This window comes from Mesorhizobium sp. M0862, from assembly GCF_040319795.1.
Taxonomy (GTDB): Bacteria; Pseudomonadota; Alphaproteobacteria; order Rhizobiales; family Rhizobiaceae; genus Mesorhizobium.
The window spans coordinates 196,192-208,086 of record NZ_JAMYOJ010000010.1 but is presented as its reverse complement, the minus strand read 5'-3'; the positions used below and the strand labels follow the sequence as shown (position 1 = coordinate 208,086).

Genomic DNA, 11,895 nt, shown 5'->3' with positions numbered 1-11,895 from the left:
AGATGCCACCTGTCCAGGTCGCATGGCGCCAGGGGTTCGGCAATCTCTATCAGGCTGCGCCGGCCTCCTGGCTGCGCTGCGAGCGGGCACGGTCGCGGGCTGCGGCAGTGCCTCCGGGAAAGCCGCTTCGATCGCTGTAGTCGCGTGGCTTGGTCCCGCTCCGAGAGTGGCGCGCGGTCACGCTTTTCGCAGCGATGATGTCGAGCAATGTGATGCCGGCGACCATGGCAAGCGCAAGGCCTACATTATCGCGCTTTGGGTTGCCAGGCCGATACGCTGTCAGCAATGTCGCGATATCCAGGCCGTCGCCGGCCACCCGGCTCCACAGCCCAGCTTGCTTGTCCACTGAAAGCGAGAGTATGCCGCTGCTTATTTCCCGCGCCCCATAAGCGCGGATCAGATCTTCCTTGCCGCGCATGCCGAGCGCGCCGGCAATCCGCTCGGCGCCAACCAGCTCGGCGACGCCAAGCGCGATGCTGAACCAGCCGAGCTTGCGGGCAAGGCCATCGGATGCCCCGACCGCACTCTGCCCAGTCTTCAGCACTTTGGGATCGCCAGGCGATCGGGTGATGTTGGTAAGTTTGGCAATCACGTTCATGACGATTTCCCTACGGTTTCAATACAACCTTGATGCAGCTGTCCTGCTTGTCGCGAAACACCTTGTACATCTCGGGTCCCTGCTCGAGCCCCACGGTATGGGTGATGACGAAGGATGGGTCGATCTGGCCATCTTCGATGCGGCGCAACAGATCCTCGGTCCAACGGTTGACATGGGTCTGCCCCATTCGGAAGGTGAGCCCCTTGTTCATTGCCTGTCCCATCGGAATCTTGTCGACCAGCCCGCTGTAGACGCCGGGGATCGAGATCACGCCGGCCGGCCGGCAGACATAGATCATCTCACGCAGAACGTGCGGTCGATCATTTTCCATCAGCATCAACTGCTTTGCGCGATCGTAGACGGTATCGGGCTGGGCCAGCGAGACGTGGCTTTCCATGCCGACGCAATCGATGCACTTCTCCGGGCCCTTTCCGCCGGTGAGTTCCCGCAGTCGTTCGACGACACTTTCCTCGGCGAAATTGATGGCGATGGCGCCGCCGGCCGCGGCCATGGAAAGCCGTTCCGGCAGGCAATCGATCGCCACCACCTGTTTCGCGCCGAGCAGCAGGGCGCTGCGTATGGCCATCTGCCCGACTGGGCCGCAGCCCCACACCGCAACCGTATCGTTGGGCTCAATGTCGCACTGTGCCGCCGCCTGCCATCCGGTAGGAAAAATATCGCCGAGGAAGAGAACCTGCTCGTCGGTAAGGCTGTCAGGCACCTTTACGTGCGTGGCATCGGCGAACGGCACACGCATGTATTCCGCCTGTCCCCCGGGATAGCCGCCGGTCAAATGAGTGTAGCCGAACAGACCCGCGGTGGTGTGCCCGAACACCTTGTCACCGAGATTCTTCTTGCGGTTTGTGCGTTCGCAAACCGAAAAGTTCTGTCGCTTGCACTGGTCGCACTCACCGCAGATTATGGTGAACGGCACGACGATGCGGTCTCCCTCCTTCAGAGCGCCGTTGACGCCCTTGCCGACCTCGACGACCTCTCCCATCATCTCGTGGCCCATGATGTCGCCGGGCAGCATGGCTGGCACATAGTTGTGGTAGAGGTGAAGGTCGGAGCCGCATATCGCACAACTCGTCACCTTGATGATCGCGTCACGTTCATCCTCAATTCCCGGGTCCGAAACCTGATCGCAGCGTATGTCTTCCTTGCCGTGCCAGACCAACGCTCGCATAGCTTGCTCCTATTTTCGCAAGATCTGTGGGTAGGGACCTCGCGCCTGTCCTAAGCGGGCCGATGCCTGGTTGGATCGACTGTGCCGCTGCTTGTCGAACCACAGGGGCGGACCGATGTTCCGGGAGCTCGAGAGAATTTTTGGGCCATTCCAGACCTGCACCTTGGAAGGATCTGTCGCGGGCACCAGCGGCCTTCCCAGGCGCGTCGGGGCACGAACCGCTGGAGCCCGAGCCACGAATGGACGTACTCAAGTGTACCAAAGAAGGTTCCGTCCGCAGGTGTCCTTCGCGGCGGCTGATACCCCATCTGCTCGATTCTCGCGGGCCATAACCGGCATTCTCTTCCTCGCCCGCACAGGGTCGGCCGAAGCAGCGCTGTGACCGGAGCAGGTAGGAGATGCCGCTCACCGGCGGGCGCGCAGTCCGACCCCGACGCGATCGACATGAGGTGGATGGGCGCCATCGCGACGGCGGCTCTAGCGGAGTATTTCGCAGAAATACAATGATTAGCGGGCAGGGCAGAGTGCTAGCCGTGCGCAGCGATGAACATGGCGACGGCCGACCGGCAATAGGATTCGATTTCGTTGTCGTCCGCCGCTCTCGCCTGATCGAAGCGTGCGATAATCAAAAGATCGGATCCTTTGAAAAGCGCGGCAAACAAGCGGGCGGACCGGAGAGGATCGGGCACGTTCAGAACCGCCTTCGCGTGCAACTGACGCAACAGGACCTCGATTTGGGCGATGACATGGGCGGGGCCGGCTTCGAAATGGAGCTTGCTTAACGACCTTGGATTCGTCTGGTCGGCCATGACCATGGCTTCGACACTGCGGACGTCTGATCTCAACAGCGTGCGAAGCAGGGACGATCCCACCGCCATGAGCTGATCTTCGACCGAACCGCCGACGCCTTCAAGAAGGGCCTGTGGCGCAAACAACTGATGGCAGCCGGCCGCCATCGCCGCGCTGAACAGCGCCTCCTTGTTCTCGAAGTGCCGATAGATGCTGAGTTTGGATATCTTCGCCCGCTGGGCGACCTTGTCCAATGTGGTCGCTTGAAAACCCAATTCCACAAAGAGTTCGGACGCAGCGTCGAGTATCGTTTGGCCAAGCGCCTCGTTGGCGGGCCGGCCGCGCCGGCCCTGGCTATTTTCGGTCACGACAATTCCAGTCCTTGACATTATCCTAATTCTTGGATTACGATACCATGTAGTTTCTGAAATGCGCAAGCCGATGGGTAGGTTTCAACCAGGTCCAACCAGCCCCTCATCCACAACACGGAGCCCATTATGGATGACGTCATCATCATCGGCGGCAGCTTTGCCGGTCTCGCCGGTGCCCTGCAACTCGGCCGTGCCCGCCGTAAGGTCACCGTTCTCGATACCGGCCTGCCGCGCAACCGCTTCGCCGGCCACTCGCATGGCCTGCTCGGCCACGATCACAAGCCACCGCTGGACATCCTGGCCGAGGCGCGGCGGCAGCTGGCGCGCTATCCCACGATCAAGCTGGTCAATGCCCGGGCCGACAGCCTGTCCGGCGCCATCGACGATTTCTCCGTCCTCACTGGCGATGGCGGAAGCCTCGGCGCGCGCCGCCTGATCCTGAGCTATGGCGTCGCCGACCAGATGCCTGATGTTCCGGGCTTTGCCGAAGGTTGGGGCACGTCCATCGTGCCCTGCCCCTATTGCGACGGCTTTGAAGTCGCCGGCCAGCATTGGGGCCTCGTCTGGTCCGGCCCACAGTCGATGAATCAGGTCAGGCTGTTCCACGATTGGACCGACAGGTTGACGGTCTTTGCCGATGGTCACGACATTCCGCCCGATATCCGGGCCGGTCTGGCGCGCCGCAACATACCTGTCGTCGACGGCCGGATCAGCGAGATCGCCCATCACGGGGGGCATAACGCCACCGTCAAGCTCGATACCGGCCCCAAGGTCGCGGTCGACATCCTGTTCGCGCATCCGCGCAACAAGCCGTCCGCAAGCCTGCATGAATCACTGGGCCTCGCCACGGTCGATACGCCCCTCGGCGTAATCCTCAAGGTCGACGAGCGCCGCGAAACCAGCATGCCCGGCATCTACGCCGCGGGCGACCTCGCCAACCCCCTCACGCCGCCATCGGTCACCCTGGCAATATCGCACGGCGCGATGGCGGGCATCTTCGCCCAGCAGTCGATGCTGGTGTGAGAGCGCAGATTCCCTTCTCCGGGGTGCCGCGGGCTATCGTATTCTGAAGGTTGCGGGCCGGTGTTGCGGAACGTCGGCCCGCTCTCCCCTGAGGGGCGTCTTTGGCCGGCCAGCCTTGAGAACTCAACTGGGCTGCCTGCATGACGGCGATCGCCGACATCGGTTATCAAGCTCAATCACGCTGGAAAGCATGAACCACGTCGACGTCGACATCGCCGGCGGGCTTACGGTATGGGGACCGGTGGCGGGAGATTCGCCACCGCTGTCGGTACCCGATGCTGCGACGCTACTTTGCAGAACGGTCGCGTCCAGCAGCGCTTCTGGCGGAAGTCTCAGGCGGCCACGACGCGGGCCAGCAGTGACGAGGCCTCGGTACCAGCCAAGCCAAGGTCACGGACGCTGCTCATGTGATTGGCCCCGCCAAGGGTCGTGCGCGAAACAGTCAGTCCCTGTGTGTCAAGGTGGTCCGTGAAGAGTGCGGCCTGGCTGTGGAACGGCGGCGTTTCATCGGCGCCGACCAAGATATCTACGCCCACGGATGGATCGAAACTGTGATCGATGGGCGAGAATCGGCGGGCCTCCTCCTCGGTGATCGCGATCTCGGCGGCAAGGAACGACATCTGCAATGGCTTCAGGTCGTAAAGGCCGCCAAGCAGCAGCGCAGCTTTGATGCCGGAAGCCCGCTCGTCACCGTCGAAAAGCATTGTTGCCAGATGCGCACCGGCGGAATGACCGCTAACGGTCAGCAGGCCGGGATTGCCGCCATGGTGTGCGACATTGTCAAATACCCATCGCTTGGCGCGGCGCACCTGGTCGACGATCCTGGCCATCCTGACGGTCGGCATCAGCGCGTAGTCGACAATGACCGCGATCGCACCTGCGTTCGTAACGGTCTCGGCGACGTAGGAATAGTCGCGCTTGGAGAACATGCGCCAATAGCCCCCGTGGATGAACATGTGCACCGGCAGGCGGTCCCGTTTGCCCTCGGGAAAGAACAGATCCACGGTTTCGGTGGCGTCAGCCCCGTAGGCGACATCGGCGACCATGGGAACATTCGCCCTGGTGTCCTCGCTTCTGCGAACGATCTCGGCGACCATGTCGTCGAACTCGACCACATGATCGCGAATGCGAAACGGATCTTTGGCGTGATGTCCGCTCACAGGGTCACGGCGATGTACTTGGCCTCCATGAACTCGGCAACGCCATGCTTCTGGCCGCCTTCTCGCCCCAACCCGCTTTGCTTGACTCCGCCGAAGGGCGCCGCCGGATCCGACATCAGGCCGCGGTTGAGCGCGATCATGCCCGACTCGATCTTTGATGCCACGCGCATTCCTCTGGCCAGGTCGCGCGTGTAGATGTAGGCCGCGAGACCGTATTCTGTGTCGTTGGCCTTGGCGATGACCTCCGCCTCGCTGTCGAAGCGACTGATCGGCGCCACGGGACCGAAGATCTCCTCGTGAGCCATGGCAACGTCGGCCGGCACGTCCTTGAGCACCGTTGGCGGATAGAAAAAGCCTCTGCCTTCAGATACGCCGCCGCCACACAGGATTTTGGCGCCGCGGGCAACGGCGTCCTGCACAAGCCGGTCGATCTTGTGCACAGCCTTCCTGGTGATCATCGGCCCGCATTCTGTGTCTGAGTCTGTGCCCGGGCCCAGGTTGAGTGCCGCCATGCGTTTGCTCAAGCCTTCCGCGAAGGCATCATGGATGCCGGCCTGGACGTAAAGCCGGTTGGCGGCCGTGCAGGCTTCGCCGGCGTTGCGCATCTTGGCAACCATCGCACCGTCGAGGGCGGCTTCCAGGTCGGCGTCGTCGAAGACGATGAAGGGTGCGTTGCCGCCAAGCTCCATGGAACAGGAAATGACGTGCTTTGCGGCTTCGGCCAGCAGCACGCGCCCGACGCCGGTCGAGCCGGTGAAGGACAGCTTTCGCACGCGCGGATCGGCCAGCATGGCCGCCGTCACCGGTCCGGGGGTCGAGGTCGTCAGGACGTTGACGACGCCGGGCGGCACGCCGGCTTCCTCGTAGAGCGCCGCAAGCGCATAGGCCGTCAGCGGCGTCTCGCTGGCGGGCTTCAGGATCACCGTACAGCCGGCCGCCAGCGCCGGAGCGATTTTACGTGTCGCCATGGCGGCTGGGAAATTCCATGGCGTGATGAGCACGCAAATGCCGATGGGCTGGTAGTCGACAATGATCCGGTTCGCGCCCGAGGGTGCAAGGCCGAACTCGCCGCTGATGCGGACCGCCTCCTCGGCGTTCCAGCGGAAAAACTCAGCGGCGTAGGCGACTTCACCGCGCGCATCGCGCAGCGCCTTGCCGTTCTCCAGCGAGATCAGCGCAGCCAACGTCTCCATCCGTTCGGTCATCAGTTCGAAGCAGCGCCGCAGGATTTCCGATCGCCTGCGTGGCGGGGTCTCGCGCCAGCCGGCCGCCGCCTTCGCGGCAGCGTCGACGGCGGCGGCGGCGTCGGCGAGCGTTGCATCGGGAACCGCAGCGATCACGGCTTCAGTCGAGGGATCGACCACTTCGATCACGCGACCCTCCGATGAAGGCCGCCAGCGTCCGCCAATGTAGAGACCGTGCGAGACCGTGGCGTAGTCGAACATATCTTGATCCTCGTCGGATATGCCTGCGGCAATGTTCATTGGATGAACTCCTGGTCGGTCACATCATGGTGGCGGACATGTCGCCGCCATAAGCAGCCCTGACCAGCCGTCGCATCGCGGCAAGGTCGAACGGGCGGGGATTGTTCTTGATCAACCGGTCGATGCCCAGCGCCTGCTCAGCCGTCCAGTCGATCTTGTCTTCGGGAAGACCCAGTTCGGCCAATGTCGGTGTGATGCCGATGGCGCCGAACAGCCGGCTCACCTCACGGATGGTGGCGTGCGCCAAGGCATCGGCGTCGCCGCCGCCCTGATGGGAAAGGCCGAGAGCAGTGCCGACTTCCGCAATCTCCGCGGCTGCTGCGGCCAGATTGTAGGTCATCACGTAGGGCAGCATCGTGGCCACTCCCAGGCCATGCGGGGTGTGGGTAAGCGCGCCAACGGGATACTGCACCGCATGGGCGGCGGCCGTTCCCGCCGTACCGAAGGCGCAACCGGCGGCCAGCGCTCCCATCATGACGTCGGCGCGCGCATCCTCGTCCGATCCGTCGCGATATGCCTTTTCGAGACTGCGGCCGAGCAGCCTGATGGCCAGAAGCGCGAAATGGTCGGTCAGAGCGCTCTTGCCGATGAACACGTGCTGTTGCGGTAAATGAGGGTCGACGCCGCGTTTGGCCGCTGTATAGGCCTCGATTGCGTGCGTCAGCGCGTCGGCGCCGGCGATCGCCGTCAAGGACGGTGGACAGGTCACCGTCAGATCCGGATCGCAAAGCGCCACTGCCGCGATGAGATGCGGACTGGCGATACCCACTTTCAGCGTCCGATCCGGGTCGGAGATCACGGCGACGGGGGTCACCTCGGAGCCTGTTCCAGCCGTCGTCGGCACTGCGATTACCGGAAGGGTAGGGCCGGGTACCTTGAACTCGCCATAGTAGTCCTCGAGCTTGCCGCCATGGCTGAGCAGAAGTGCAGCGCATTTGGCCATGTCCAGGCAGCTGCCGCCCCCGATGCCGATCACCATGTCCGGCTTGAAATCTTTCGCTTGCGCAATGCAGGCGGCGACGCTGTCGCGCGGCACATCCGGCAGCGTTCGGTCGAAGACCAACGTCTCGATCGCCGCGTTGTGCAAGCCAGCGAGAATCTCGGCGAACTGCGACGTCGCCGCGAAGCGCTCATCGGTACAGACGAACGCGCGGCGCCCATATTTGGCGGCGATGGCAGGGAGGACATGGCGCTGGCCTTTGCCGAACAGAATCTCGCTCGGCAGGCGCGCCGCTGCAAACAAGCTCATGCACAAGATCCTGCGAAGACGGGTTGGAAGCCGACAGGCTTGGCTTCGTGCCAGAGGCCGACCTCGGCGCTGCAGGTCATGATCATGCGATATCCTCATAAAATCGTATAGGATATAGGATTGAGTTTCGCGGAGCATCATGTTAGTGGGTGGTTCTGTCAAGAGGCAAACGATGCAGAACACGGACCTGACGGTTGACAATGAAGCCCGTGCGACCGGTCGTATTCAGCGCGCCAACAGTCTGGCTGGCGACGTTTACGAAGCAATCTTCGCGCAGCTCATGTCTTTGAGGATTGCTCCGGGATCGCGCATCACCGTCGACAATCTCGTCAAGGAATTCAACGTCTCGCATACCCCCATTCGTGAAGCGCTTGGCAGGCTGGAGGGGGAAGGGCTGGTTCTGAAAACCCACCTGATCGGCTATCGCGCCGCCCCGCAAATCACCCGCCGGCGCTTCGACGAGCTTTACGAGCTGCGTCTATTGCTTGAACCTGCCGCCGCGGCCAAAGCCACCGCAACAATGGACGGCGAGCGCCTTGCCGCGCTGCAGGAGACGGCCGGCGTCATGGCTCGGCGGGTGGGGAAAGACGAACGCCTGCGCTATTCGAACTTCGCCCGTCAGGATGCGATCTTCCACGACAAGATCGTCGAGTTCGCCCAGAACGAACTCATTCGCGAGACGCTGAATCACCAGCATACCCACTTCCATATCTTCCGCCTGATGTATCACTCCAGGGTGACCGAAGAGGCGCTCGACGAGCACGAGGCTATTCTCGCTGCCTTTGCCGCGGGCGATCCGGACGCCGCCGAAAAAGCCATGCGTGCGCACATCGAAAATTCGCGGGACAGGCTCCTGCCTGCGTTCGAGTAGCCTGGCGATGTTGCTTGCCCGAGGCACCCTCAAGCGCGGCGCGCCGCTGTTCGCCCAGCCTGCCGCCTACGAATTCTACTCCCCGTTCTGAGCCGATTTCGATACCGGGAAGGAGGCGCAGTGCACCTCGCCCCTGAAACAAGCCGAGAGGAAAAGACATGCCAGCCAAAAAAATCCTGATGCTGACCGGTGATTTCACCGAGGAGTATGAAATCTTCGTCTATCAGCAGGCGATGGAAGCGGTGGGACACACCGTTCATGTCGTGTGCCCCGACAAAAGCGCCGGAGACATGATCAAGACATCGCTGCACGATTTCGAGGGCGATCAGACCTACACCGAAAAGCCCGGCCACAACGCGCTGATCAACAAGACCTTTGCCGACGCCGAGAAGCAGCTGAGCCAGTACGACGCTGTCTATTGCGCCGGCGGTCGTGGCCCCGAATACATCCGCACCGACAAGCGGATACAGGCAATGGTGCGCCATTTCCACGAGGCGAAAAAGCCGATCTTCACGATCTGCCATGGCGTCCAGATTCTGATCGCGGTCGACGGCGTCGTGCGCGGCAAGAAGGTGGCGGCGCTCGCCGCTTGCGAGCCGGAGGTGACGCTTGCCGGCGGCACTTATATCGATTTGTCTCCCACCGACGCCTATGTCGATGGGACCATGGTTTCAGCCAAAGGCTGGACCGCGCTTGCGGCGTTCATCCGTGAATGCCTGAAGGTGCTGGGAACGGAAATCCACCATTCTTGAACCGTTTGTCCCGGCGCATCCCTGAGGGGATGCGCCGGCTCCCTCAACGGCGCGGCGACTTCCGTCATTTCATCAAGTTCAGATCAGGAACCTGCGGCAGGTGTGCTCCAGAACCTTGTGCCATCATCACCTCGGACGCCTTCAAGGCGCTGCCGCATCGCGTGCGTGCACCAGCGCGCCATCCTCGTTGAGCTTTCCCAGCTTGACGGGTGCGAACCCGAGTTGATGGACTCAATGGGAGGTCGACATGAAGTCGGCGCCCGGGAGCTGTCAGGGCTTCACGAACCGAAACGCGAAGCGATCGGTCTCGCCCTTGATCGCGGGATCGAACACCTTGATCGAGTGCGGGTCATCCTTATTCACCAGCACGGTGCTTTCCGCGTCCAGTACGAAGCCGGCCGCCTCCACCTCCTCGCCGACGAATGCAGGGTCGATCCGATGCAGCGACCGGGTCGCTCGTGCCCGACCCAGCGGCGGCGGCGTGGTCGACGATGACGTAGGACCCACCGGGTTTCAGCCGCTTGTAGACAGCTCGATTGAAGTCGGCCGCCGTCGCACCCTTCTTCTGGACCAGGGCGGTGTGAAGATCGTGGTAAAACAGGTGCAGCCATAGGACATCCGCTGGCGGCGTGACCTCCGGCATCGCGACGAGATCCGCCGAGGCGGCTTCGACGTTCTCTCGGCCCGGCTCCTTCGCGAGCGTCCGCATGAGGCCGACCGGATCGTTCTTGAAGTGGGCGACTTCGGCCGGCACGAAGCTGTAGACCCGCCCCTCTGATCCGACGATGTCGGAGAAGAGGCGCGTCCAGTCTCCGTCGCCAGGGTAGACGTCGATCACGGTGGAGCCCGCCTCGATTCGTGCGAACCGGATTAACTCGGATACCTTGGATTGGTCGTACATCGAAATCTCCTTAGGAGTGGATATTCTTCTCGGTGCTCATAGTGATTTCTCCATTTTGCTCGGATCGGATCGCGCTTGATCCGATCCGAGTTCCGATCGAGTGCGTGGTTTCTTTGCCGGTGGGGACGTCGCGCTCGTCAGTCGAATTTGACCAAGTCCTTGAAGATCAGATGACCCCAGCTGTCTCCGCGCGCCTGGACCAGCAGGCCACCTTCCGACACCCCGCCAAGCTTGATCGGCGCGAAACCGAGATTTTCCGCAAGCTCCCCAGTCTGTGTTGCGGCAGCATCATCGTCGCTTGCCAGGAACACGACCCTCCGGCCACCATGTACGGCCGGATCCTGATCAAGCACCGGGGCGACCAGATGGTTGAAGCCCTTGACCAGTTTTGCGCCAGAGAAGGCCTGCGCAATGAACTTGGAAGAAGGTTGTCCTCCCAGTTCCTCCGGGGGCACGCCATAGGCATTGGTCACATCGATGATCGTCTTCCCCTGCCAGGTGGGGAGCGCCTTCGCGAGATCCGGGTGCGCCTCGAAGCGGACAGCCAAAAAGATGATGTCCGCCTTGATGGCTTCCGCCAGTTTTTTGGGGATGATCGTGGGTCCGATCGCGGCCGCATCGGCGGCAAAGCTTTCCGGGTCGCGTGTGGTTGCAACGGAAACTTCGATGCCGTTTCGGGCAAACGCCTTGGCAAGGGCCTGTCCGATATTGCCGAATCCTACGATTGCATAGTTCATAGTACTTCTCCGATCTGGTGCTAATGCCGGGGTCAGACTTGCGCCATGCCTCCGTCTACGGCGAGATCCACGCCGGTGACGAAAGAACTTTCATCGGAGGCGAGGAACGTGACGGCAGCAGCGATTTCCTCTGGTTTGCCCCTGCGACCCATTGGGATCTGTGACGCAAACTGGGCGGCCGCTTGCTCGGCTTGCTCAGGGGTAAGGCCAGTCGTTGTCTCCAAGGCCGGCGTCTCGATTGGTCCCGGACTCATTGCATTGACGCGGATTTTGCGGTCTTTGAATTCCAGTGTCCAAGCGCGCGCGAAGTTGCGTACAGCCGCCTTGCTCGCGGCGTAGGTACTAAACCCTGGAAGCCCCAACACGTTCGACACTGAAGAATTCAGGATGATCGAACCGCCGTCTTTGAACAGGGGAAGGGCCTTCTGCACCGTAAAGAACAGACCCTTCACGTTCACATCGAAGGTCTGATCAAAATGTGCCTCGGTAGCGACGGCGAGCGGTGCGATCGTCCCCGCGCCGGCGTTGGCGAAGAGAATGTCGATATGACCATGTTTCACCTTCACGACGGCATAGAGGCGATCCAGATCTTCCAGGAGCGACACGTCACCCACGACCGTCGTAACGTTTTTCATGATGAAGGCTGCGGCCTCCTTCAGCTCCTTCTCTCTTCGCCCGGTAATCACGACGTGCGCTCCTTCTTCTACGAAGCGCTTGGCTGTGGCCAATCCGATCCCGCTGCTTCAGCCCGTGATGACTGCGATCTTGCCTTCG

The 11,895-nt window shown here is 62.0% G+C and carries 11 protein-coding genes and 1 pseudogene; 3 read left to right on the top strand and 9 right to left on the bottom strand.

Annotated elements, in window-relative coordinates; genetic code table 11:
* Positions 1-49: 49 nt before the first annotated feature.
* The 3 genes from NKI15_RS17460 to NKI15_RS17450 all read right to left on the bottom strand — a co-directional run bounded on the left by NKI15_RS17460 (position 50) and on the right by NKI15_RS17450 (position 2,941).
* Positions 50-598, bottom strand: a complete 549-nt coding sequence (locus NKI15_RS17460) for a hypothetical protein (protein ID WP_023667774.1) — start codon at positions 596-598, stop codon at positions 50-52.
* Positions 599-608: 10 nt separating this feature from the next.
* Positions 609-1,784 carry a zinc-dependent alcohol dehydrogenase gene (locus tag NKI15_RS17455; protein WP_023667775.1) on the bottom strand — a complete coding sequence of 392 codons (1,176 nt, stop codon included), beginning with the start codon at positions 1,782-1,784 and terminating at the stop codon, positions 609-611.
* A 527-nt stretch (positions 1,785-2,311) separates the two neighbouring features.
* Positions 2,312-2,941: a TetR/AcrR family transcriptional regulator gene (locus NKI15_RS17450; RefSeq protein WP_023667776.1), complete on the bottom strand. Its 630-nt coding sequence runs from the start codon at positions 2,939-2,941 to the stop codon at positions 2,312-2,314.
* A 129-nt stretch (positions 2,942-3,070) separates the two neighbouring features.
* Here NKI15_RS17450 and NKI15_RS17445 point away from each other — a divergent pair, with 129 nt between their 5' ends.
* A complete protein-coding gene (locus NKI15_RS17445; RefSeq protein ID WP_023667777.1) occupies positions 3,071-3,967 on the top strand; it encodes an NAD(P)/FAD-dependent oxidoreductase in 897 nt (298 codons plus the stop codon).
* A gap of 332 nt (positions 3,968-4,299) precedes the next feature.
* Here the strand turns inward: NKI15_RS17445 and NKI15_RS17440 are convergent, their stop codons facing one another.
* From NKI15_RS17440 to NKI15_RS17430, 3 genes are read right to left on the bottom strand one after another with little or no spacing between them, the layout of a single operon-like run.
* On the bottom strand, positions 4,300-5,082 hold the full coding sequence (locus NKI15_RS17440; RefSeq protein WP_352514628.1) for an alpha/beta hydrolase: 783 nt from the start codon (positions 5,080-5,082) through the stop codon (positions 4,300-4,302).
* 41 nt (positions 5,083-5,123) lie between these two features.
* The gene (locus tag NKI15_RS17435) at positions 5,124-6,572 is read right to left on the bottom strand and encodes an NAD-dependent succinate-semialdehyde dehydrogenase (RefSeq protein WP_245271171.1); all 1,449 of its coding nucleotides are present in this window, start codon (positions 6,570-6,572) and stop codon (positions 5,124-5,126) included.
* Between the two features lie 58 nt (positions 6,573-6,630).
* Positions 6,631-7,860: an iron-containing alcohol dehydrogenase gene (locus NKI15_RS17430; protein ID WP_023704693.1), complete on the bottom strand. Its 1,230-nt coding sequence runs from the start codon at positions 7,858-7,860 to the stop codon at positions 6,631-6,633.
* 172 nt (positions 7,861-8,032) lie between these two features.
* On the opposite strand from NKI15_RS17430, the gene NKI15_RS17425 reads away from it, so the two are divergent.
* A complete protein-coding gene (locus NKI15_RS17425; protein ID WP_023704694.1) occupies positions 8,033-8,731 on the top strand; it encodes a GntR family transcriptional regulator in 699 nt (232 codons plus the stop codon).
* Between the two features lie 158 nt (positions 8,732-8,889).
* Positions 8,890-9,483: a DJ-1/PfpI family protein gene (locus tag NKI15_RS17420; RefSeq protein ID WP_023667783.1), complete on the top strand. Its 594-nt coding sequence runs from the start codon at positions 8,890-8,892 to the stop codon at positions 9,481-9,483.
* A gap of 270 nt (positions 9,484-9,753) precedes the next feature.
* On the opposite strand, the pseudogene NKI15_RS17415 reads toward NKI15_RS17420, so the two are convergent.
* From NKI15_RS17415 to NKI15_RS17405, 3 genes and pseudogenes are all read right to left on the bottom strand, one after another.
* Positions 9,754-10,384, bottom strand: a pseudogene (locus NKI15_RS17415) (class I SAM-dependent methyltransferase).
* 137 nt (positions 10,385-10,521) lie between these two features.
* Positions 10,522-11,121: an NADPH-dependent F420 reductase gene (locus NKI15_RS17410; RefSeq protein WP_023708105.1), complete on the bottom strand. Its 600-nt coding sequence runs from the start codon at positions 11,119-11,121 to the stop codon at positions 10,522-10,524.
* Between the two features lie 32 nt (positions 11,122-11,153).
* Positions 11,154-11,855: an SDR family NAD(P)-dependent oxidoreductase gene (locus tag NKI15_RS17405; RefSeq protein ID WP_245261085.1), complete on the bottom strand. Its 702-nt coding sequence runs from the start codon at positions 11,853-11,855 to the stop codon at positions 11,154-11,156.
* Between the last annotated feature and the right edge of the window lie 40 nt (positions 11,856-11,895).

Excerpts from the sequence above, each read along its gene's own strand:
- NKI15_RS17460 (WP_023667774.1), bottom strand. The coding sequence starts at position 598 with ATGAACGTGATTGCCAAACTTACCAACATCACCCGATCGCCTGGCGAT.
- NKI15_RS17455 (WP_023667775.1), bottom strand. The coding sequence starts at position 1,784 with ATGCGAGCGTTGGTCTGGCACGGCAAGGAAGACATACGCTGCGATCAG.
- NKI15_RS17445 (WP_023667777.1), top strand. The coding sequence starts at position 3,071 with ATGGATGACGTCATCATCATCGGCGGCAGCTTTGCCGGTCTCGCCGGT.
- NKI15_RS17435 (WP_245271171.1), bottom strand. The coding sequence starts at position 6,572 with ATGTTCGACTACGCCACGGTCTCGCACGGTCTCTACATTGGCGGACGC.
- NKI15_RS17430 (WP_023704693.1), bottom strand. The coding sequence starts at position 7,860 with ATGAGCTTGTTTGCAGCGGCGCGCCTGCCGAGCGAGATTCTGTTCGGC.
- NKI15_RS17425 (WP_023704694.1), top strand. The coding sequence starts at position 8,033 with ATGCAGAACACGGACCTGACGGTTGACAATGAAGCCCGTGCGACCGGT.
- NKI15_RS17420 (WP_023667783.1), top strand. The coding sequence starts at position 8,890 with ATGCCAGCCAAAAAAATCCTGATGCTGACCGGTGATTTCACCGAGGAG.
- NKI15_RS17410 (WP_023708105.1), bottom strand. The coding sequence starts at position 11,121 with ATGAACTATGCAATCGTAGGATTCGGCAATATCGGACAGGCCCTTGCC.